The sequence below is a fragment of the Glycomyces salinus genome, assembly GCF_016428645.1.
Classification (GTDB): domain Bacteria; phylum Actinomycetota; class Actinomycetes; order Mycobacteriales; family Micromonosporaceae; genus Glycomyces; species Glycomyces salinus.
In genome coordinates this window covers 1-22,544 of record NZ_JAELXW010000136.1, presented here as the reverse complement: position 1 = coordinate 22,544, position 22,544 = coordinate 1, and the positions used below count along the sequence as shown (strand labels likewise).

Annotated in this window: 12 protein-coding genes and 1 pseudogene; 2 read left to right on the top strand and 11 right to left on the bottom strand. The window is 66.8% G+C overall.

The features are described from left to right. The coding region (locus JFB92_RS25875; protein ID WP_233163717.1) for a hypothetical protein at positions 1-430 on the top strand (430 nt) is incomplete at its 5' end. Positions 431-748: 318 nt separating this feature from the next. Here JFB92_RS25875 and JFB92_RS23485 read toward each other — a convergent pair. From JFB92_RS23485 to pglW, 7 genes are read right to left on the bottom strand one after another with little or no spacing between them, the layout of a single operon-like run. Next, positions 749-2,851, bottom strand: coding sequence for a DEAD/DEAH box helicase (locus JFB92_RS23485; protein WP_199044215.1), 2,103 nt, complete (start codon positions 2,849-2,851; stop codon positions 749-751). Continuing rightward, positions 2,848-4,155, bottom strand: a complete 1,308-nt coding sequence (brxD, locus tag JFB92_RS23480; RefSeq protein ID WP_199044205.1) for a BREX system ATP-binding protein BrxD — start codon at positions 4,153-4,155, stop codon at positions 2,848-2,850. Before brxD ends, JFB92_RS23485 begins: the two co-directional genes overlap by 4 nt. Then, positions 4,152-5,300 carry a hypothetical protein gene (locus tag JFB92_RS23475; protein WP_199044195.1) on the bottom strand — a complete coding sequence of 383 codons (1,149 nt, stop codon included), beginning with the start codon at positions 5,298-5,300 and terminating at the stop codon, positions 4,152-4,154. The genes brxD and JFB92_RS23475 overlap by 4 nt, the downstream gene beginning before the upstream one ends. 52 nt (positions 5,301-5,352) lie before the next feature. Continuing rightward, the gene (pglZ, locus tag JFB92_RS23470; protein ID WP_199044193.1) at positions 5,353-7,974 is read right to left on the bottom strand and encodes a BREX-2 system phosphatase PglZ; all 2,622 of its coding nucleotides are present in this window, start codon (positions 7,972-7,974) and stop codon (positions 5,353-5,355) included. Further along, positions 7,974-11,672: a DUF6079 family protein gene (locus JFB92_RS23465; RefSeq protein ID WP_199044191.1), complete on the bottom strand. Its 3,699-nt coding sequence runs from the start codon at positions 11,670-11,672 to the stop codon at positions 7,974-7,976. The genes pglZ and JFB92_RS23465 overlap by 1 nt, the downstream gene beginning before the upstream one ends. A gap of 17 nt (positions 11,673-11,689) precedes the next feature. Further along, entirely contained in the window at positions 11,690-15,340 is a 3,651-nt protein-coding gene (gene pglX, locus JFB92_RS23460) for a BREX-2 system adenine-specific DNA-methyltransferase PglX (protein ID WP_199044189.1), read from the bottom strand. A gap of 13 nt (positions 15,341-15,353) precedes the next feature. After that, on the bottom strand, positions 15,354-19,544 hold the full coding sequence (gene pglW, locus JFB92_RS23455; protein ID WP_199044187.1) for a BREX system serine/threonine kinase PglW: 4,191 nt from the start codon (positions 19,542-19,544) through the stop codon (positions 15,354-15,356). 79 nt (positions 19,545-19,623) lie between these two features. Here pglW and JFB92_RS23450 point away from each other — a divergent pair, with 79 nt between their 5' ends. Further along, positions 19,624-20,505 carry a hypothetical protein gene (locus JFB92_RS23450; RefSeq protein ID WP_372451686.1) on the top strand — a complete coding sequence of 294 codons (882 nt, stop codon included), beginning with the start codon at positions 19,624-19,626 and terminating at the stop codon, positions 20,503-20,505. Positions 20,506-20,718: 213 nt separating this feature from the next. Here the strand turns inward: JFB92_RS23450 and JFB92_RS23445 are convergent, their stop codons facing one another. From JFB92_RS23445 to JFB92_RS23430, 4 genes and pseudogenes are all read right to left on the bottom strand, one after another. Continuing rightward, positions 20,719-21,168, bottom strand: a complete 450-nt coding sequence (locus JFB92_RS23445; RefSeq protein ID WP_199044183.1) for a hypothetical protein — start codon at positions 21,166-21,168, stop codon at positions 20,719-20,721. After that, positions 21,165-21,674 carry a hypothetical protein gene (locus JFB92_RS23440; RefSeq protein ID WP_199044181.1) on the bottom strand — a complete coding sequence of 170 codons (510 nt, stop codon included), beginning with the start codon at positions 21,672-21,674 and terminating at the stop codon, positions 21,165-21,167. Before JFB92_RS23440 ends, JFB92_RS23445 begins: the two co-directional genes overlap by 4 nt. Positions 21,675-21,681: 7 nt before the next feature. Next, positions 21,682-22,053: a hypothetical protein gene (locus JFB92_RS23435; RefSeq protein WP_199044179.1), complete on the bottom strand. Its 372-nt coding sequence runs from the start codon at positions 22,051-22,053 to the stop codon at positions 21,682-21,684. Continuing rightward, positions 22,044-22,544 (bottom strand): annotated as a pseudogene (locus JFB92_RS23430) (hypothetical protein); the annotation flags it as partial. The gene JFB92_RS23435 and the pseudogene JFB92_RS23430, both read right to left, overlap by 10 nt.

Here is a 22,544-nt window from a genome sequence, read left to right as displayed (position 1 = left end):
CTCACTCAGAGCGCATGATGCCTTGCTCGAAATGGCTCAATATCAACGGAAACTCGAGGGCGTAGTCCTCGCCCCCGAACTCAGTTGCACCATCACCGAGTTCAAGTCGGGACTCATCTTCGATCTCCCGATCCAGGGGCACTCGCTCCAGGTCAACTGGGCTTTGGCAAGGAGAGTAAGCATTGTCCCAAACTGGAACATCGCCGCCTCCGGCCTCATCCGGGCCCAGGAATTCTATATCCACTCCATCGCTGGACTCAGTTTCAGCTCCACCCGTGCGCTGCCAGAGGTCGAGCGCCGAGTTGGCCAATCCGACCAAGGCGACAAGCGATGTGACCACGCCGATCGTGATCAGTTTGCCGCGGGAGAACCAGGCGACGAAGCGCTGCCTTCGGGATCGTCGTCGTGGACGGCTGATCAAGTCCGATAGATCCCGCCCAGATCGCAACCCAGGTGGGAGTTCGTTTCGACTGTTGTCATCCATGGATTCAACTACTCCGTGAGTCGGGGGTTGTCCAGGGCTCGAGACTCGATGCGGTCGCGCCCACACTAGGTTCACTCGCGACTGACTCAACTGCGTTGTGACTCTCAGGCTACAGCAGCGACCTGCGTAATGGGGTCCACGAGATTAGTACCGCTGCCGTCCATATCGCTCTTGTTCTGCCGTCCGCCTTCCGGCATCAATATCACCGCGCCACACGGGCCTCACCATTATCAGTCGGCACTTCATGGTGAGGCGTTCATGCAACTACGCAATGAATACTCGATTCATTGCTAGGGCTGCGCTCGCTCCGTCGAGATCGGCGAGGCGGGTGGAGAGGGTGGAGGTGGCGAGGTCTTCGGGGAGCGCGTCGTTGAACTTCAGGCCGGTCACGGCTCGCGGGTCGGGTGTGGGCGACCGGAGTTCGACCTTGCGCAGTCGCTTCGAGAGCTGGCCGGGAGTCAGGTCGTTCTCAAGCCTCAGGGCGAAGTCGGTGACGCCGTCGGCTCGGGCGAAACCTTCCAGCGATGCCTGCAATGTCAGATTGGCCCGGTAGCCGGCCCAGGTCCACCAGCGCAGTTCTGACCCTTCACGCCGGATGAGCAGGTTGTCGGGGTCCACATGATCGGCGTGCTTCTCGCGTAGATCTGCGAGAGTCCGTTCTGCTCTCTCGGTTATCGCGACCGGTGGGTCCTCGCCGAGCAGGACGGCTCGGATCGACTGGGTCAGTTCGAACGACTTGCCCGTCGGCAGGCCTATCGAGCTCCACTTCGCGCTCCCGTCGCCGTCCACGGGTTCGACATGGCAGAGGCGGCGTTTCCAGTCGATGTGCTTGGGGTACCAGGTCCTGCCCGCGAGAAGGATGTTGCTCGGCCCCCTGCCCTCTTCGGGTATGAGGATGGAAGGATCCACCTGGCCGACCTCCTCGCGCCCGTGCATGACCGTGAACTCCGGCGGTGCGCAGAAGACCGCGGTCAGATCCGCGAAGTGCTTGGTCCCGAACCGCTTCTCCGCGTTCGGCCCGACGAACAGCATCCCGCCGTCTGTCTCGAGGAAGCCCTCGGCGACCAGATAGTCGACGATGGGTTTCGCCGCGGCTCCGAAGGGCTCGAGCCCGTTCCAGGACTCGGGCCAGAGACGGTTGCCGATGCGTTTCTCCTGCAGGCAGAGCGCCAGGACCTGCTGGGCGACGATGTGATTTGGCCCCGGCGGCGGCTCGATGGGCTCGACCCAGTGCCTGCCCCATAGGCGCAGCAGTCCGGCCGCATCCATCAGGCCCCTGCTGTCGAGCGCGAGGAACAGGCAGTTGCGGACGCTGCCCGCGCGCCTCCCGGTCCGCCCGAACCGCTGCAGGAACGAAGCCACTGTCTTCGGCGCGTTGATTTGGATGACCCGGTCGAGGTCCCCCACGTCGATCCCGAGTTCAAGCGTGGAGGTGGCGACGATGACGCAGTCACGGGCCTCGGCGAACGCCTGCTCGGCCCGCCGCCGTTCGCCGACTGACAGGGACGAATGTGAGAGGAAGACCGTCACACCGTACTCTCGCAGCCAACCGGCGAGCTGCTCGACGAGTTTGCGCGAATCGCAGAACACCAGCCGTTTCTCACCCCTGTGCAAGGCGGCGATGACCTTGGCGGCATTTGAGACCGAGCCGACGTAATCGAGTTCGACCTCGCCCTCCGGCGGTTGCTCGGGAGCCTCGGCCCCTGGGAATGCAACACCGGGCGCTATTACCCGTCCCGGGCGTCGACCGGCCCCGGAGCCCTGCAACCAGGTCAGCAGCTCGTCCGGGTTGCCGACCGTGGCGGAGGCGCCGACCCGCTGCAATGGGCGCCCCGCAAGGCGGGACAGCCGCTCGAGCACCGCTCTGAGGTGCCATCCTCGGTCGTCTGCTGCGAAGGCGTGGACTTCGTCGACCACGACGGCCCGCAGATCCGCGAAGAAGTCGGTTTCGGTCTTGGTCGAGATGAGGAGGCCTTCAAGGCTTTCGGGAGTAGTGAGCAGGATGTTCGGCGGTTCCGCGCGCATCCGGTCCTTCGCGCCCGCGCTCACGTCGCCGTGCCAGAGACCGACCGTCCGGCCGAGCCAGCCCGCGTACGCCTCGAGCCTAGGGGCCAGGTTGTTCAGCAGCGCCTTGATCGGGCACAGGTACAGCACGCTCAGCCCGGCCCAGTTCTCACTCGCCATCGCGCTGATCAGCGGGAACGAGGAGGCTTCGGTTTTGCCGCCCGCGGTGGGTGCCAGCAGTATCGCGTCCTCACCGTCGAGGATCGGCGCCACCGCCTCTTTCTGGAGCGGGCGCAGGTCCGGCCATCCGAGAGTGTTGGCGATGTGGTGGACCAGCCCCGAGTGGAGGCGCTCGACACTCAAAGCTTCAGATCCACATCGCCGGCCGAGACCGCATTGCGTTCCACCTCGTTCAGTTCGCCCGACCTGATGGACAACTGCGAGTCCAGTCGGGGGTCGAAGTCGTCGAACTGGTCGACCCGGTCGAGGACTCCGCCGACGAGCTTTCGCAGGAACAGCCTCGGAGCGATACCGACCTGCCCTCCGAGTCCACCGGTCACCGCCCGGGCCAGGTCGGCGATGAACTCGTCGTCGATGTCCCTCCGAACCCGTTCGGAGGCGTCGACGGCGTACAGGTCCCGAACGGCCATGCCGAGCAACTGCAGTTTGTCGAGGTCGAAACCGTGCAGGCGGATCTGGACCTCTCTTGGGTTGTCGAATCGCGGATCCGCGAAGTTCACCGCGAGCCGTTGCGCGAGCGCCGGTGCCCGCTGCACACCCTGCGTCCCGTCGAAGAACGCCGGGGTTCCCGTGATGAGCAAATACAGTCCGGGGAAGCGCCCTTTGTCGATCTCGTCCATCAACTGACGCAGGGCGTTCAGGCTCTTCTCGCGCACGTCGCTGCGGACTCGCTGCAAGGTCTCGATCTCGTCGAACACCACGAACAGGCCCGGGTGGCCCGAGTCTCGCAGCACGGTCAGCAGGCCCTGGAGGAAACCGAAGGCGCCGAAATGGTCCAGGTCGCCCTTGACTCCAGCGACTCGCTTGACCGCCGCGGAGACGTTGGGCTGTCCGCCGATCCAGGCCAGTAGGCCCTCGGCGAGGGCGTCGTCGCCGGCCAGGCGTGCGCTTCGGTATGCCCGGAGCGCCGCGGAAAACGCGGGGGTCGAGCGGGCGACGCCGGCCAGCCGCTGCTCTGCGAGGGCGTCTACGGCTCGCGCGAGTTCCTCGGGGTCGTCGATCGAACGCGCTTCGAGGACGTCCTCTTCGAGGATGTAGAACCAGCCCTCGATGACGTCGCGAAGCGCACTGGGCTGATGCGCGGCCGTGGCCAGATGTTCGACCAGGCGCCGGTAGACGGTCTCGAGTTTGTGCAGCGGTGTCTCGGTCTCGGAGATCTGGATCTCCGCGGTGGCCATGTCGCGACGTTTCGCCTTCTCGGCCAGCCATCGCGCGAAGAAGGTCTTCCCGGAACCGTATTCGCCGCGCAGCGCCTTGAATTGCGCGTGACCGGTCGCGACCGTGGCGAGTTCGGCGTCGAGGGCGTCCTCGAACCGTTCCAGGCCCACGGCGAACAGGTCGAGCCCGGACTCGGGGACCGTTCCCCGTCGCAGGGCGTCGATGACCGCCCGGCGGCGGACGGGGCTGACGGATTCGGCTCTGGTCACCTGTTGCCTCCCAGGAATTGCTGACGAAGGAGTCCCGTGTCGAGACGAATACTCGCACCGTCATCCTGCCTGGAGAGCACCGGAGTCCCGTCGATGTTCAGCACCCGCTGGAGCTGGCTGACATATCCGTCGACGGCCGTCGTCCTCCCGGTGAGCGCTCCTACTCTGGACATGGACAGGACACCGCCGGCTCCTTCGGCGGCGTCGATGATCGCGGCGACGTCTTCGGGATTCGGTACCCGGCGCAGGCCGAGAGTTCGGGCGAGATAGGCGTTCGATTCGCAGACCTGACGTCCGAGCGACGCCGCCTCCCGCGGTGCCTCCTCGGCTGTAGCGTCAGCCGTTGCGGACGGTTCGGGCTCGGGTTCCTCCACGATCGGTTCCGTTGCTGCGTCGGTCGCTTCGGCATGATCTTCGTCCTGCTCCGAGGCCGTCGAACCGTTGAAGTGGCTGAAGCGCAGCGCCAGGTCCCCGGCGCCGAGCTCGGCGAGGATGACTCCGGCCCTGGTGTATACGGCATCGGCGGCGTCGGGGTCGGAGGCCGACAAGTGCTGCAGATTGATCGAGCCTGCCTGGGCCAGATGCTCCAGCGCGAGCGGTTCGACCGGCCCGTTCCCGAAGAATCGCTGCTCGAACCGAGCTCGAGGGACCGCGCCCTCGTCACCAGCCGAGACCAGGATCCAGGCGGCGAACGCCACAGCCGGTTCCCGATGGGCCAGGACGATCGGCTCGAAGTCCTTGCCGAACGGCTCTTCCGCTCGCGGAGCGTCTTCGGCGGTCGCTTCGGGTTCCGGTGCCGGGACACGCACCGGCTCTGCCTCGATCGGCCCGGGAGTGTAATACCAGACGCGCGGTCGGATGACGAACGTGTGCGCGGAGGCGAAAAGCCATGCAATGAGGAGGTACGCGCCCATGGCGAGGTCCTCCCGAGGCCCGTCGTTGGAGGAGATACTCCACACGACCAGGCCACCGTAGAAGATGAAACTGAAGAAGGCCCCTACCGTCCGTCGACGGATCCACGCGATCATGAAGGCAAACGGCGTGGCAATGCCGAGGGAGAGCGCTGGAAGCAGAGCCCACACGATCGAGATGAATACCCGCCCTTTGGACGGTGGGGCTTGTTGCACGACGGGTGCGGTGGTCATTTGCGGCCTCCGAGGGATGATTGCCTGAGGGGTTCGAGTGAGATCTCGGCGTTCATCGTGCTCCTACACCGAACTGCTGAGTGAGCAGTTCGCGGTCGAGCGTGATGGTGCGCCCCTTGTCGATCTCCGAGATAACGGCGTAGCCGTCGACGTTGAGCAGGCGTTTGAGCATGGCGAGGAAGCCGCCAACCAGGCTCGCCTGCTTGCCGGCGATTTCGGCGACCCGGGCGGCCGGGAGCCGTCCGCCGGAGTCGTGGAGCGCGTCGATGACCGCGGCCACCTTGGCGTCCTCAAGTGCCCTGGGGGTGCGGGCTCGGATGGATCGATAGAGCTCGGTCGCGCAGACCGATTGGCCGATGGTGGCGTCGCCGAACAGGGTCGCACCAGCGGGCTCGGCGCGCTTGCGGTCCCGCTTCGGCTCTGGGATAGCGGTGATGCGGCCGTTCCACCAGGCCGGCTCGTGCATCGCAGGCCGGTCGAATACCTCCCAGCCCGCAGGTTTGGCCGCCCTCGATGGAATGAAGGCAAGGACGGGAATCACCATCTCCGCCAGGGAGGCGCCGCCGTGGTATCCGGCCTTTCGGGCGGTGTAGCGGAGTCCGCGGTCGACGGCGGCGACGACCGGGGAGCCGGTCAGGACCCTGGAGTTGTCGAGGACGATTTCGCCTTCTCCGGCGTCCGAACCGGAGCGCCAGCGCGCCGATTCGCCTTTGCGAGTGGGTTTGGGCGTGCCGCGGTCGCGCACGTGGCCGTGGTCGGAGCACAACAGGACCGGCCTCGACGCGCGCGAGGCGGCCGCGAGCAGCGGGGCGAGGTAGTCGACGCTGTCGAGGGACCAGACCGGGCGCGAGATCAGGTCGTCCTTGTCGAGGGCGTCGTCGATGGTGTTGAGGACGACGCCGACGAGGGTCTCGCGGTCGGCGAGTGCGCTGTGCAGCTCGGCGGGTATCTGGGACGCCGTCGCGGCGCGCAAATCGCCTTTGTGGAACAGCCGGGTCTTGCGTCGGTGCCAGTAGCGCGCGAAGCCGCGGGCCTCAGCGTCCTGTCCGCCGGTGGCCGGTCCTCCGCTGAGCAGGCTCGTCCGGGAGTAGATGGTCGATGACGGGATCGTGGCCAGGGCGCCTTCGCGTCCGCTGCCGGTTCGACCGGCCTCGATCCAGGTTCCGGTGGCCTGGATGTCGGCGCCGATGGCGGCCGCGTCGGCGGCCGACATGCCGTCGCACACGATGATCAACGGCGGCAGTTCACGTTTTGCCTGGTCGAGAGGGCGAAGGAGTCGCGCCTGGAGGTTCTCCGCCAGGAGCATCTCGGACGATCCGGTGGGATCGTCGGAGGCGAGTTTCCGGGCGAATTCGGCGTCGGCGGCGGCGCGGCGGGCCCGCACCTGTTCGAGCACCGACCGGTAGGCGCGGCCGAGGCCGGCCTCGCCGCCGGTGTCGGCGACTTCGAGCACGGCCGCGGCCTGGTCTACCCAGCCGCCTTCGCGCACTTGCCAATTGACCCATGCGGCGAGCGTGGCGGGGTGCTTTTCCGGGGCGTCGAGCCACCACAGCAGTCGAAGCGCGGCCTGGGCCGCGGTCATCCGCTCGCGGTTGTCGTCGGCGAGTCGGTGGGATTCGAGTTCGTGCCAGGCACGCTCGGCGTCGGCGAGTTTCGCGGGCTTGCCGACCGCCGCGGCGACGGCTTTGCCGAATTTCTTGAGGCGGGAGTCGAATCCGTCGCCGAGGAGGGCCGAGTCGACGGCGACCGAGGCTGCTCCGAGGTCGGCGAGGATCTCCTGGGCCTTCGCGTAGACGGTCTCGTCGTCTCCTTCTCGCCGTTCCAGGTAGGCGACTCCGGCTTCGGCGAAGCGGCGCAGCGCGCCCTCGCCGGGGGCATCGCGCCCGAAGTAGCGCTCTTCGAGCCGCACCAGGGGGGTCCGGCCGTCGGGGCTGTCGAGCAGGACGGAGGCGGTCACGGCCACCGGCAGGGCTTCGGCGGCGGTGCCGACCTCGGCCAGTGCGGTGACGATGGCGGCCGCGTCCCCTGCGGTCTCGACGATGGCCGATCGGAGATTGGCGCGCAGGGCGGGGTCGAGGTCGAGCCACTGACGGATTCGAGGGGCCTGTCGGCTCCAGTCGAGCATCGCGGCGGTGTCGACGGTCTTGCCGGGGTCGGCGAACAGGTGGAAGGCGGTGAGGCGTCGCAGGGTGTCGAGACGGGACAGCGAGGGGCGGCGATCGCCCCGGCCCGGCCAGAGCTCGGTGGCGTACGTGAGCAGCTGCTCGGCGATCCAGGCGTTGGCCTTGCCGCGCAGTTGGACGTCGATTCGGTCGGCTCTGGTGGCGGTGCGGATGGCTTCGAGGGAGTCGACCGACTCGATCCGGTGCCCGCTGATCTGGGCCAGGACGCTGTCGCCGAGCGCGGCCTCGTCGACTCCGGTCGGGATGACCAGATGGTTCGGGCCCTCGTGGCGGTCGATGAGGTCGAGCACGGCCAGAACGGTGGCGGCGGGGCAGACCTCGACGGACCGCCCGTCGATTTCGAGTGGTTCCGTCCCGTCCCAGGTCGGCTCGGCGCGCAGCACGGTCACCTGGGGCGCGCCCGGTTTCGTCTCGCGGAGGGCGCGTCGAGCGGCGGTCTCAACCGCTCCCGGAGAGGCCGGCGGGAGTCGCACGGCGTTCGATGCCGCCATCAGCCGTCGACCCTTCGCACGGTGATCTCATAGGAGGCATCGGGGTCGAGGTCGGCGGCGATCTGGGCGGCCACTTCGGACAGGTTCTGGGCCCGAGCCGGGCGAGTGACCGACCCGGGGTGCCGCTGAGGGACCGGGGCGGGTGTGTCGGACGGCGTCGGCACCGGTTCCGGATCGGTCTTCGCGGGCGGTGTCGTGGGGGTGTTGGCCCGGACCATGTACCGGGCGGCGGCGGTGAAAGCGTTGCGGAGGGCCGGCTCCAGGGCTTTCTTGTGTTCCTCGAGGACGGCTATCTCGCGGAGTCCGCGGAGGATCTCGGCCGCTTCGGGTGCGGTCCTGGCGGCCAACCCGTCCAGGGACAGCCAGCGGTCCTGTTCGCCGTGGAGCATCCGGTTCAGTTCGGCCGCGTGCTGGATCGACTTCTTGTAGAAGGATTCGCTGCGGTCGAGCGCGGCGGCCGCCAGGTGCTCGATCAGCTCGTTGTCGTCGCCGCGTTGGTCATCGAGGTCGGTGAACAGGGCGGCCATCTGCCTGGCGGTGACCATTCTCGGGCTGGTCTCGTCGAGACCGAGCGTGTCGGCGTGCGCGGCCAGGCCGTCGGCGAGGGCCACGACGTCGTCCCGGTGCCGGTGGATCATGTCGCGGACTTGCCGGGCTATGGACGCGACCGAGTTGGACTTGTAGACGGGCCGGGCCTCGGCTTCGAGGAAGCCGCACGCGCGGTCGTGCGCGGTCTCGAAGGCGTCCCGGGGCGGCAGCGGCTGGCGGCGCAGGCGCATCTCGTCGGCGAGCTGGCCGGGCTTGGGCGCCTCGACGGTGACTCCGCCGTGCAGCCAGGTCCGGTCGTCCTGGATGGCGTAGCAAACCACCAGCAGGTCGACCAGTTCCGGCGGCAGGCCGGGGGTCCGTTCGGCGAGCCGATCGCGAAGGTACGCCACGGAGACCTCGTCGGCGTGGCCGGTGGCCTCGACCTCCCGGTCGAGGTCGCGTTTGACGTGTTCGGTGAGCACGAAGGATGCCTCTCCTACGGTGCCCTCGCCGAGTGGGGCGGCGATCCGGGCGAGCGTCTCGCGCTCGGCCTTGGTGATCTCGGCGCGCTTGTGGGCGTCCCCGGCTGCCTCTTCGACCTTCTGCCACATGACCTCGATGTCGCCGCGCCGGTAGGCGCGGTTCTTGCCTTCGACGTCGAAGTTCGGGTGGTCGGGGTAGGTGTGGTCGAGGAGGCTGCGGATCATCCGGGTCATCGCGTCGTCGAGTGAGCCGGCGGCGCTGGGTTTCGGAGGGGTCCAGGCCGAGTCGAGGCCCATGACCAGTTCGGCCGGGTGCTCCTCCACGTCGCCGGGGATACCGCCGTTGAGCCCATAGGCGTGCTTGACCACTCCGAGGAGTCGCTCTTCGAGGGCAGAATGACGCGATCTGAGGCCGTTACGGGCCTCCGCCCGCTGTCCGCTGTCGAGGTTGGGGCTGGCGTCGACCAGCCGGTCCTCGCGGCCGAGCAGGTAGTCGATGATGACATAATCGCGCAGGTCCTCCCGACGTTCCTCGCTGAAGAACGACGGCATCCATCCGATCGTCAGGTATCCGCGGTCCCCCACCTGCTCACGTGCGTCGACCATCCTGCGGCGATCGTCGGAGGGGCTAAGGGTGTGGTCCTCGTCGAAGGGGTAGTCGATCAGGAGGCGGATCGCGCCCTTCGCGGGCTCCATCTCCGCGATGGCTTCTTCGCGGATGTTGGTGTACTTCACTTCGACTCGCCGAGAGGTGCCGCGCCAGATCACGTTGGTGTCGCAGACGGCGGAGTCGAGGTCGTTCAGTCCCAGTTCGTTCCACAGCAGCCGCTGCACGGCCCTGCGCAGCTCCGAACGGGTGGCCGCCGAGTCGGCGTGCTTGATGATCGCGCTGACGTCGACGGTCATCAACTGGACCATCACGGTCGGGTCCTTGACGCCCTTGACGTGGATCTGGCTGAACTTCGTGCCGAGGTCCTTGAGGACGTTGGCCACTTGGGAGGCCTCGCGGCCGGGGATCATCGAGTTGATCGCACCCTGGTTGAGCACCGCCAACCGGGTGGCGTCGAGGCTCTGCAGTGCGGGTACCCGAGGCACCAGGACCGACAGCATAAGAGTCTTGACGACCATGTCGGCCGCCCAGAACGGATGCCTGGGGTCCAGGTCCCGCATTTCCTCCTCTGTGACGCTGTACTTCTCGCGCAGGAAGGGTCGCAGGGAGTCGAAGTAGAAGGCCTTGGTGCGCTTGTACTCCTCTTTGATGCGGTTGTCGAAGGGCTCCTCCGAACCGGCGACGAGGATCTCGAAGATCATCCCGAGCGGCATGAGCCGCCCGATCTCCATGTCGCGCTGCTGGTAGAGCAGCTCGGCCAGGAGTTTCAGCGCGGTTCGGTTGCGCTGCAGGGCACCGGAGACGTCGACGATGGTGTGCATGAACACCGGGGAGAACGGGTAGGTGGCCTCGAAGTCCTCGAACGAGGAGCCGCCGCCCGCGGAGTCGAGCAGCACGTCCCGCGCCGACTGCTTGTGGTTCCGGACCTTGCTGAACTCGGCCTTGATCGCCTGGTCGGCCGGGCTTCCGGCGCCGCCCTTGGGCTTGAGGAGCCGCTCGGCGACGACCGCCGGAAGGTTCATGTCGGACAGCTCGATCCGGTCGAACCGGCCCGAAGAGTGGTTGAGGCCGTCGTACAGGGCGTCGGCCTCCTCGCCGGCCAGGGACCTGCCGACCAGTTCCCGCAGGTCGCGTTGCTGTGGGATGAAGCTCACGATCGGGGCGGGGCGGTAGGACTCCGCCGACTCGACGAGTTTGACGATCTTCTGCTGCTCGGTGTGCAGTTTCTCGGGCTTGCCGCTGTAGCGGGACAGCCAGAGCACCAGCTCGTCGAGCAGGAGGACGACCGCGTCGTAGCCGAGCACCTCTTTGGCGTGGCGGCTGATGACCGACAGGCCGGTGTCGAGGTCGATGAAGCTGCCCGATTGCGCCAGGTCCGCGTAGGACTTGAAGTGGGACTTCACCAGGGCCGAGACGAGCCTGCCGCGGAGCGGGTCACCGGGCGCGGCTGCGAAGGCGGCATCGAGTTCGGCGGCGGTCCAGGAGTCCGGACTCACCACGTCCTCTCCCCATACATCGGCGGTCACCTGATCTTGGCCTGCTTCAGCGGGGAGAGTCGCGATGAAGCGCTCGTCCCCCATGTTCTTGCGCAGCTCCGCGGCATCCTCGAGCAGCCGCGCGTCGCGGTAGACGGGTGGGAGCGGCGCCTCGGGGTGCTTGGTGCGGACCAGCTCCACGTACTCCTTGAAGATGGCCGCTTCGAGCGACTCCTGGTCGATCATGTGGAAGCCGACCTGCAGGAATCGCTTCCCTTCGAGCCAGGAGTCATGGGAGGCGACGACTTCGGCCAGGCGAGGGAGCCCACGGGCGGTGGGCTCGTGGCGGAGCACCGCCCGCAGGACCGCGAGGAAGTGGGATTTACCGGCGCCGAAGGAGCCCTTGAGGTAGGTGGCCTTGGAGCTCTTACCGGACAGGACGTCCCGGACCAAGGACAGTGCCTGGTCGAAGCACTCGGCCAGGTCCTCGGTGACCACGTACGAGGCGAGCTCTGAGGCGGTGTCGTCCAGATTCAGTTTGAGCACGAAGTCGCCGGAGTGGACCGGCTTGACCTCGAACAGGTCGCCCAGGGTCTGCGGCATCGGTGCTTACCTCTTCTCTACTGCTTTTTGGACTTGCGCCCGGTCTTCGGGGCGGGGCGCCAGCCCTTCAGGTCGTCGCGGTTCAACTCGAGTTCGCCCATCATGTCGTTGAGGAAGCCGGTATAGGTCTGGGCAGGGCTCTCGCCGGTGTTCGGGTCTTCCTCGGAATGCCACTGCCTCAGCCAGAGCTGCTGCTCGTCGAGGCCGGCGAGCAGCGGAGTGAGTTTGTCGGGGCCCCAGTTGTCGTCCTGGGAGCGGGTGAGGACGAGTATGGTGAGAGCGTGGGCTTGCTCGCGGTGGTTCCAGCCGGCCCAGCCCAGGAGCAGCGAATCGTCGGACTCGGGGGAGGCTTCGGGGTAGGAGATGAAGCGCTCATTGGGGACGTCGAGCTTGCCGCGCTGGCGCCAGTACTCGTTCTTGCGGAAGTCGCCCGAGGAGTACTTCGGCGGGACCGGGATCTTGCGGTCCTCACCGGTCTCGTCCTCCTTGTGCTGCTCTTCCCAGGTCCACTCCCACTGCTCGCGCTTGCGCATGCCGGAGTCCTTGTAGCGCATGGCGGACAGGTAGGGGACGTGTTCGGTCTTGATGATGTCGGTCAGGACCTTGGCAAGGTCCGTGCCCTGACCGGCGTAGAGTTCGGCGACCTGCATGACGTCGGGGTCAGTGCGGAGCCGGTCAGCGAGCCGGTTGATCGTCTGAGGCTCGGGCTGCTCGATGCCGTTGTGGTCCTCGGCGTACCAAAACTCTCGACGCTCGCAGGCATCCAGGAGCCAAGTGCGGAGAGCCTCCTGTTCGCGCTTCTCCCACGGGATGGTGGACCAGCGGCGCTTGTGCTCAGGACGCTCGATTAGCGCGATGTCCCGGCGAGACTCAATGCAATCGATCCGGCGTTGCACAAGCTCACGATACTCGGCGGGCCATCGGGAAGGAATCTCAGTGATCGGGATAGAATCGTGGCGTTTAAACCACTGAGTCTTGATCTCGCCAGCATTCATCTTGCGGGCAAGAACGATCTCGAAAGCTCGTTCACCGAGATCAACTTCGGGGACCGAATCCGGATCCCCAGTCAGATTACCCATTTCGGAATCATCAAACAACCCATAGAATCCGTATACCTGCCAGTCGAGTTCTTCTTGAAGGGCTATCATCCGCAGTCTGAAAGTAGTGTTTGAGGAGTGCGCATTATCGAGAGCATCTCGACTTATAGGCAAATTCTCGATCACCACATCAGGCTGCGTATCCATGTATTTCTGTGAAACCGAATCCAGGTATCGACCGAGCTCAAGTGGGAGTATTTTTGGCAGCGGAACCTGCTCAACATTGGTTGAGTTAAATGCATATCGCTCCTCCCAATGCTCTCCCGTTACACGAGCACCATCTCCACCAACTTTGTCTCCACCTTTTGGAAAGCAACGCTGACGCAAACAGAAGGCAGCGGTTGAACTGTTGAGCACACCGATGAGCTCCAGATGGTCCTCGTACGTCGACCCATCTCGAAGTTTGATAATAGGAGCAGTCCTATTGAAAACACTGTCACCTTGGTCCAGGATAAAGTGGTTGTGGGTTGCGATCTCGCCATACACAATCGAGCTTCGATGAGCTCCCTTATCAACTGGCAACTGATGCCATTCATACCAGGGGCGACCGTCGGAGAAGTATGTGCCTTTTGAAAATGTCGACCGATTTCCCATGGTAGTTCGATAAGGCCACAATCTGATTTTGTGACCTGGCAGATCCTCCAGCGAAACCAGTTGTCTGGAAGATGTATACGGGTGAAATACGTCTAGTCCTTCCAGTACATCCCAATCCCTTACTTGATCCCCTACCACCAACCTCCGATGATATTCCGACTCAGTCCGGGTTCGTTCAAAGACCCTAGCTGACGCGATTGAAACGTCATCAGCTCCAATTACCCCGTAGAAGCCAATTCGCTTCACTCTTGCCCCAAGTACTGAATTTGCAGCGTCTTCAATCCGCAGAATGAGCGCATCTGCACCACCTCCGGCTAGATTCCAGGGATGCCGGGTTAGGCGTTCACGAGGAAGATCCGCACAGCTCACCCACTGGCTTTCGCTCCCCGGATTCTCTACCTGCTCGGTGATCGCATTCCAGACCAGTCCCTTCTCTGGGGTCACCGGCTGAGACGGCTCGCCTTGGATGCCCTGGACCACTCGGACATCATGGCCGCGTTGGGCGGAACGACGGCCGATGAGGATCACGGTTGGGGTTCCGTGGCCGGGAATGTAGGCGCCCGAGGTGTCAATGACGTGGGTCAGGTCGACCTTTCGGTTGAAGTAGTCCTCGATCAACTTGCTGCCGAACTCCCTCTTCATGAAGGAGTTGGCGGTGATCTGACCGATGTACCCTGCGCCCGTCCGAGTGTGGTGGCCATTCACTCCGAGTTGGAAGAATCGCTGCGCGAAAGGAACCGACAGCGCGTACTTGCCTTTGCAGACCTCGGGATACGCCTTTCGGTAGTTCTCGTTCTCCTGCTTGTCCTTCACCGTGATGTAAGGCGGGTTGCCGACCACGACGTGGTAGGAGCCAATGCCGAGGAGATCGACCTGGCGGAACTTGTCCTCGTAGATGTCCTCAGTGACGTAGGCGTGGGCATCGTCGCCGTCGAGCAGACTTCGCTGTACCTGGTTTGCTCCTCGACCATGCAGCAAGGAATCGCCCACGGCCACGTTGATCTGGAACTCGACACCCTTCAGGCTCGTCTCTCCTGCTGCCTTCAGTGCGGCGACCAGGAGTCGGAACCTCGCGATCGCCACCGCGAATGGGTTCTTGTCGACGCCGTGGACGCTGTACAGCGTCCGGCGGATCAGTTCCCAGCGGTCCAGACCAGGTGCGTGTTCCTCCCACTGCTCCAACAGCCGGTGGAACGCCCCGAGCAGGAAGTGGCCCGATCCGCAGGTCGGGTCGATCAGGCGCAGGCCCTTTCGGTCCCGTCCCTCGAAGTCGGGGCGGTCGTTCTTCAGCGGGTAGTCCGGTTCGAGGCCGAACTCATCGAGCGCCGGAGTCAGGGTCAGGTCGAGGATGAACTCCTCGACGAAGTCCGGGGTCTGCAGCAGCGCGTAGGTCTTCCGGGCCGCCTCCGAAAGGTCCTGGTAGAGGTCGCCGAGGAACCGGGTGTCCCAGGTTTCGTCGGTGAAGTCATGGACGATCTTCCCGTCCTCGCCCTTCCGCCGCCAGAACTCCACCAGAGTCCTCGCGGCCTGGCCGCTCGGGGTGATGCGGTGCATCGGGTTGTGGGCCTTGTCGAACAGGCCCGCGGCGACCGGGGAGGCCGCGCGCATGTCGGCGAACCCCGCCTCGATCCAGTGGCGGTCGGTATCGAGCGGACGCTTGCCGAAGTGCTCCTGCTGGCGGTCGACCGCGACGTCGCCCCATTCCCCCGGGCCGGTCAGGTATGGGAGCTCGATGAGCTTGTTGTCCTCGACGAACCGCAGGAACACCGTGCCCAGCACCCAGGCCACCGCCGCCTGCGTGATCTGGCCTTCCAACCAGACCTCGTAGGCGGTCGCTGTCCGCCCGGCGGTCGTCGCCGCGTCGTAGTCGTCTCGCAGGCCTCGGTCGAATTCAGGTTCGGCCGCGCGTTCGCGCAGGTCATCTTCGAGGGCGGCGACCTGTTTCTTGAGGTCGGCGAGCAGGAGTTCACGGTTCACGGGGGTACTGCCTTCACTCGGTTTCGTCGACGATCAGTGAAGTATTGTTCACAGCTCGCAATAGTATCTGCTCCCCGCTGAACTGCTGCGGGTGAACCTCGTGGTCGTCCAGCCTGGCGGGGGCGTTCGTCGAGGCCATCGGGCAGAGCAGCCACAGGCCCCACGGGGTGGTGTCGGGGGTCCGGGCGGCTTCGATCAGCTCGGCAAGCAGCCGCCGACCGCCTTCGTAGCGTGCCAGCGGGGTCGCGTTGTGCAGCAATAGTACTGGCGGCTCGGCCTCGGCCAGCAGCTCAGCCCTGACTCGCTCCCAGACTTTCTCGAGGAGCTTGTTGAACGCCGACGGTGGTGTGTCGGTGTCGGCCGCCAACAGGGTTTCCCAGGGCGGCTTGCCGCCGCGTTCGGCGACGTATTCGCGCAGGTGCCCTAGGAATACCGCCTGGAGGTCGACCGCCCGCACTCCGGGTCTCCGGGCCAGCCAGGCGGCGGCCGAGGTGAGCCGCAGCGATGCTTTGATGGCTCGGAAGCCGCCCTGTTCGACCGCTGCGTCCAGGTCCTTGGCGGTGCGTTCAAGGTCGCGCGCCGGGTCGCCGTGTTCCGTGTCGGATCGGGTCGCGGTCTGGGTGCCGGTGCGCTGGTTCTCGTGGAGGCGGATCCGCTGCGGTTTCGAGTCGGGGACGGTCTCGACCTCGATCCCGCATTCGCGCAGCAGGTCCAGCAGGTCCGAGTACTTGTCGGGGAAGCGCTCCAGCTCGCCGAAGCGCCCGTTCACCCGGTCGCGCAGGTGCTTCCACTCCACGCCTCCCTCGTTGTCGAGGTAGATGCCCAGCTGCGAGAGCGCCACCACCCGCTTGGGGTCGAGATCGACAGGGTACAGCTCCAGGCGGCGGGTGGCGGCCGCCGTCTTGCTGGAGCCTGCCGCGAGCCTGACCAGGTTCCGGTCGGACAGCACGACCGATTCGGTCGGGGCCTCGACGGAGCGGAGGGCGTCGATGATCTCTTCGGGGTCGGGCAGCGGGTCGTTCTCGCCCAGCTTCACCAGCCTGGTCGCGGCCACGCCGAGGTCTCGGGCGTAGTCGAACAGGTCGGTGTCGCTCGGCTGGTCCTCGTCGCCGCGGTCGGTGAGCGCCACGATCACCGGGCCGTCGCCGAGGCGGTGCATCCGGTAGCGGCAGCGCTCGTCGGTGAGCGCGTTCTCCACCTGGACGGCTCCGAACACGGCCGCCCCGGCCGCGGCGAGTCGCGACTCGGGATCGGTGTATTCGCTGCTGCGCAGGCCCAGCACTGCGGAGGCGAGCTGCGAGGCTTCCATGACGCGGCCGCGTTCGGCAAGGATGTCGGCGATCTGGTCGCGCAGCGCGGTGAGTTCGGGGACGCTCTTGGCCCAGCGGCTCGCCCGCACGTCGTCCAGGCTGGTGCGGAGGTTCGCGACACTCTCCCCGGTGGCGACGGCGACCTCCTCGAAGGTCGACCACACGGGAACCGGGGAGCGGGCACCGCCGTGGGGGAGGCCGAGCAGCAGCGCCACTCGGCGCAGCGGTTCCGGCTCGCCGCGCTTCGGCAGGAGCTTGTCGGCGATCTGGTCCACGGTCGCGTCGGCGGCCCGGCGGTCGTCCTCCCCCGGCTGGGCGGTGGTGGTCTCGGTCAGGCCTAGAGCCGCCCGCCATTTGCTCGCCTTGCGCAGCAGCTCGTGCTTGACCTTCGTGCCGGCGCCGTCGAGGGAGTTGATGCGGGAGGCGGGGCAGCCGATCAGATCTTCGACGGTGCTCAGGTCGAGTCTTTCGAGCGCGACGCCGATGGCGCGGTCGCTCAGCTCGGTGGCGACCAGTTCCAGGTCCGGAGTGATCTGGGTGGTCGTGTGGGGCCGGGAGGTGCGCTCTCGGCGGGCCTCGTCTCGGAAGACCTCCTTGAACGCCTCGGTCATCTCGGGGAGGCTGCCGAAACGCTTCCCGGCGTCCCGGTGGAGGGCCCGCTCGAAGAATCGCTTGAGGCCGTCGCGCAGCGACGGTTCGAAGACGTCGGTCCGCAACTGCGGGACGGTCTCGGTGCGCGGCAGCTCGGCCGGGGCGGTGAGTCCGTCGCCCCAGGACGGGAGTTCCCCGGTGGCCATCTCGTGCAATGTCACGGCGGCGGCGTACCGTTCGGCCGCGTAGTCGTATTTCCTCCGGTCCTCTAGGAACGGGTCGAGGTAGCCGCGAGTCCCTGCGTCGAAGTCGGTCGGTGAGGCACCGGCGAGCGAGAAGTCGAACAGCACCAGGCGGGGCGGCTTGTGCTGCCGGGATTGGTCCTTCACTCCGAGGTTGGAGGGTTTGATGTCCCGGTGGAAGATCTCGAGGTCCTCGAGGTCCTTGAGGATGCGGAACAGGTCGTCGCTCCAGTCCTCCAGTTCCTTGGTGGTGAGGCGCCCCTGGGCGCGGAGGTACTGATCCAGGGTCGGCTCGCCGGCCGAGGTCATGACCAGGACGTTTCGTCCGCCGAACTCGTCGGGTCCTTCGAGGTATTCGGCGATGCGGACCGAGCGGCTGCGCTTGAGCGCATCGGCCTCGATCTGCAACCGGTCGGCCGCGGCATGGGAGTCCGCGATCGCGACCTTGACCACTACCTGGTGCTTGTCGTCGTCGGGATCGCGATCGGGGTCTTTGCACAGCAGGGCCTTGCCGGTGCTGCCGCTGCCGAGGATTCGCTCGACCTCGTAGCGGCCGACCTTCTCTCCGGGCGCGACGCGGAGCGGGTCGGGCTGCGGCTCCTCGTAGGCGGCCCGGAGTTCGGCCTCGACGGCGTCCAGGGCCTCGGCGAACTCCCCGATGTCGGTGAACCGTTCGAGGGCCTGGCAGGTCGCTTGCCGCACCAGTTGGTCCATGGTCGGGGTCATGTCGTCGTCGGCGGCCGAGGGCACCAGCGAGCCGTCGCGGCGCAGTAGTTCGACCAGTTCGCCGCGGGACTCCGCCGGGGGCTTCCCGGTGAGGATGAGGAAGCTCAGCGCGCCCAGCCCGAAGACGTCGAGCTGCACGGAGTCGGCGTCCTCGTTCGCCGCTTCGGGAGCCAGGTAGGGCCCGGAGGAGGCGTTGATGTGGTCCACCAGGTCCGCCCAGGCCGCGGTGGTGCCTTTGGCGGAATGTCCGGCCGATGCCTGCCAGTCGGCGATGCGCAGGTGAGGGTCGCCGTCCTCGGCGCTCACCCACACGGACCCGGCCGCCAGTGCCCGGTGGGAGACGTGGCTCCCGTGGGCGTGGCGCAGGGCGTCGGTGAGCTGGCGGATCATCTGGAGGCGGGTCTCGGTGGGCAGGTACTGGCCGTCTCGGGCCATGTAGTGGTTGAGCTGCTGCCAGTCCTTGCCGTGTTGGAAGACCACTCCGGGACCGATGCCGTCGACCGTCACGACGGTCTCGGCTCGGACGATTCCCGGGTGGTCGATGCCCGCGATCTTCCGGTACTCGCGTTTGGCCGCTTGGGCCATGGAGGTCCGCTGATCCGAGGTCGGGCCCGCCTCGACCGCGTAGATCCGCACGCGGCGGGGTGCGTCCTCGGTCAGGGCGGGGTTGTGGGCCAGGTAGTCGGTCCAGGTGCGGCCCGAGTTGAGTGCGTGGGACTCGAGCCGGTACGGGCCCGCTCTGCGTTCTCTGCGGATCCTGCCGACGCCGATATCGTGCAGGAGCTTCGGCAGCAGCTCGTAGAAGCCTCTGGGGGTGCGGCGCTTCGGATTGGGGTCGGCGTCGAGCAGGCCGGAGACGATCTCGGGAAGGCCGCTTTCGGCGGCGCGGCCCTCCCTGCTGTATACGCCGGGACGCTGGAAGCCGTCGAGTTCGCAGGTCAGATCCCGCCCGGAGAGGAACACGGCCGCCTTCAGGAACGGGACGTCGGCGCCCTTGGCGGCCCGCTGCAGCAGGCCCTTCAGCTCTTTCGCCTTCTTCTCGGTGGCGACGAGCGGGTTCTTGATGGTTCGCGACTTGTCGCCGTCGAACATCCAGGTCTCACCAGAGTTGCGCAGGCGGCCGGGGTGGGCCTTGAGTTCGAGCAGGTAGAAGCCGGACGGGACGGCCAGCAGCAGGTCGCACTCGCGCGGCGTGCCGCTGGGGGGAATGAAGCTGAAGCACTGGCGGGCGTAGTAGGGGATGTTCCGCTCGTCGAGGTGCCGCCTGATGTGCTCGAGGCCCTCCTGCTCCCAGCTGTACTCGGAGTCGTCTCCGTCCCAATGCCTCTGCTGCAAGTGCCTGACCTCCGAGTTCACCGCTCCGGGCTCTACTTTGCCATGTACGGCTCGGCCCACTCGCCCCGCACCGGAGAGAATGCGAAAGGTGAGCACCTACGAGTACTACGAGTTCCTCGCCCTCGACCGGCCCCTGAGCGCCGATGAGCAGGCTCAGGTCCGCGAACTGTCGACCCGAGCCGAGATCACGGCCACGAGTTTCACCAACGAATACCACTGGGGCGAGTTCAAGGGCAACCCGTATCGGATGGTCGCCCGCTACTACGACGCGCACCTCTACTACGCGGACTGGGGCGCCAGAGAGCTCCTTCTGAAGCTCCCGCGCCGGGCCGTGGACGTCGAGAGCATCGAACCGTTCCAGGCGGACGACGGCGTCGGCATCACCTCCTCCGGCAAGCACTTCATCTTCGAGCTCAGCTATTCGACCGAAGAACCTCCCGACTACGAGGAGGACGTGTGGGACCAGGACGAGGGCGGCCTGCGATTCGACTTGTCCGAGATCGCGGGCGTGCGTCAAGAGATCGCCGAGGGCGACTACCGCGCGCTCTACCTCGCCTGGCTGGCGGCCTACGGCCGCTGGGAGATCGAGGAGGACGCCTTTCCGGCCGACGACGAGGACCGCTTGGAACCGCCCGTCCCGCCCGGCCTGAAGTCGATCACCGTCCCGCAGCGCGCGCTCGCCGATTTCCTGAAACTCGACCAGACCCTGTTGGAGGTCGCGGCCGAGGCGAGCCCGAACCGGACGGCTCCGAGGACGACCGTCGCCGAGGCGGTGACCGTGCTCAGCGACAAGCAGAAGGAGCGTCTCCTGCTGCGCGTGGTCGAAGGCGACGGCGAGAAGGTCCGCCTCGAACTCCTCCGCAAGTCCCGCGCCGCCGACGAGTCCGAGCACGTGGCGAGCGGAGAGCGTACGGTCGGCGAGCTCCTCGACACGGCTGCCGAGCGTCGCCAGGCAGAGTGACCGCGTTCGGCCGGGCCTGTCGGCAGGCCCGGCCCCGAGGGGACCCCAGGCTGCTGCGAATCCGGCTCGCCGGATGTCAAGCGCGAACGGTCCGGGCCCGGGCCGGGGCGGGCTCGGCGCCGTTCGTGCCTGACATGCGGAAGGCCGCATTCGCGGCAACCCGGGGTCCCCTTGCCCGGGGCCGAACCGCCCCTCAACCGAAAGGCATTGGTGTCAGCCGACGATCTGGCGGTGTATCTGCTGCCTGGCCTGGTCGATGACGGCGTCGAAGTCCTCTCTGATCTCGGGTGTGGTGTCGGCGAGGTATTGGACGAGGAAGGTCAGGATCCGCCTCATACTGGTCGGGTCGATGCGGTCGAGGATGCCCGGCTCGCCGAGCAGGCCGCGGATGACGCCTTCGACGTCGAGGAAGTTGGACGGGACGGTGAAGCCCGGCCTGGCGGCGCGGGCTTCGGCGAGGAACCGGACCAGGTTCTCCGAGTCGTGCCCGTCGCCGGAGCCGCCGAAGCGGAGGCGGACGCACACGGCCGCGACATGTAGGAGCTGCTCGGTCTCGCCGCGCGGGTGATGCGCCTGGTACTGGGCCCGTACGCTCCGGAGCCGCGCGTGGTCGCGGAAGGCCAGGGCCGCCAGCGAGGCCCGGAGCAGTTCGGCGTCGTTCACGACGCCTCCTCTCGGTGCTGTGGTGGGTCTTCGGGTTCGTCGGCCCAGCCGAAGAGGCGTTCGGACTCGAAGATGCCGGAGACGACCTCGCGGCCGAGGTCGTCGGCGCGGTCGAAGAGCACGGTCAGGGTCGTCTCGCCCGGGTCTGGCGGGACGATGAGTGCCAGGACGGCCCACATCAGTGACCAGTGCTCGGACTGGGGTACGTCCAAGTAGAGGCTCGATTCGCCGTAGCAGGACCGGATGAGGGCTTCGGCTCTGAGCCAGTGAGCGTCCGGTCGGGCCGTGCGGAACTCGGCCATGAGCTCGGCCAGGTCCGCCCGGTCGAGGTCGTCGCCGAAGTGGTCGGTGACGGTCGAGGCGAACAGCGAGAATACGAACAGTTGATGCCCCATCCACGACTCGGGGCCGATCGATGCCAGGGCGCGGGCGGCTCCTGCGGTGTCCCGTCTCAGGACGGCGGCGGCGTGCTCCTTGAAGAGTGCTTGGCGTCGGTGGTGGTTCATTCGCGACTCACCCCTCGCACCAGCGCTGGGCTTCGTGCCAGACGGCCAGGCCGTGGCCGATGAGCGTGTCGGTGTGGTCGGCCTGGCCGGTCCAGTCCCGGTGCGCTTCGGTGGTGAGGTGGAGCTGCGGTTGGGAGGTGACCAGGCCGGACAGGTAGCCGAAGACGGGTGGAATCGCGTCGGCGAAGGCGACCCAGAGACGGGGCGCGGCGATAGTGGTTCCGAATTGGACGGTCCGGCCGCCGATTTCGGCGGTGCCGAGGACGGTCAGGGCCTCCTCGACCGGAGCGGAGATCGCCCGGACCGGTAGCGGGATCGCCTCCAGCGCGTGCGCGTAGGCGGCGCGGACCCGGTGTGGTGCTCTCCTTCCTACGCCCACGAGGCCACCCCCGCTCTGGCCCGCTGGGCCCCGGCGATCGCCCGAGCCATTCCGGCACCGGCCGGTGCGGCATCGGACCGCTGGGCGCGCTGCGGCACCGATTGCCGCCCCGCGCTCGGCCGCGGAACCCGGGTGCGGTCCGAAGCCGGTTCGGGGCCCGGCTCGATCCGTGTCGTGAAGGACCGGATGAGGGCGAACAGCCACTGGGCCAGGCGGACCCACATCACCAGCGCGAGCCCGCCTTCGTGGTCGAACGCGGTCTGACGGGACCGGCGAACGGGCTGCCGGTGGTGAGCGGCGGCGAGTGGGGCCGAGTCGGTCATGAAGTCGTCCCAGGCGTTTTCGCGGAGTCGGTCGAACCGGTACCCGTCTTCAACGATCTGCCGGTCTTGACCGGACTCGTTCCAGAACCCGCGACGAAGCGGGCCCGGCGAAGGCCGCTGGTTCTCGACCGGCGGCGGGGAGTATTCCGGCTCCGGTTCAGGTGCGGA